This is a genomic window from Cedecea sp. AS113, assembly GCF_037152415.1.
Lineage (GTDB): Bacteria > Pseudomonadota > Gammaproteobacteria > Enterobacterales > Enterobacteriaceae > Cedecea.
The window spans coordinates 1-339 of the sequence record NZ_JBBCMI010000066.1; the positions used below are offsets into that span (position 1 = coordinate 1).

At 51.0% G+C, this 339-nt stretch carries 1 pseudogene; it reads right to left on the reverse strand.

What is annotated here, in order from left to right:
* Positions 1-148: 148 nt before the first annotated feature.
* A pseudogene (locus WFN87_RS24055) lies at positions 149-339 on the reverse strand (CS1 type fimbrial major subunit); the annotation flags it as partial.

Consider the following 339-nt stretch of genomic DNA (forward strand, 5'->3'; position numbering starts at 1 on the left):
GACCCTGTTAATGGACGCAAGAATCCCATAATATCAAACGCCTGAAATTTTCTTTCCGAAGAAAGAAAAGAGAAATCCCTCTCTCTTTTCTCCTCAATGCTCGATTGTTCGTTAACCGAACACACCATGAATACTGCTGCCGCTAAAATTAAGGCGCGGTATCAAACATCATGGTCACGGCCCCGATGTAGGTCCCGGCCGTTGGTTTAGAGCCAGCCGCTTTCTGGTTTACCGTCAGGGTGGCCGTTTTCTCTGCTGCGGCTTCGGTCGTGTTGTACAGCGTGACCGCTGACACGGCGTCAACCGGCAACGTCTGGCCGGCAATATTCACCTGGAGAT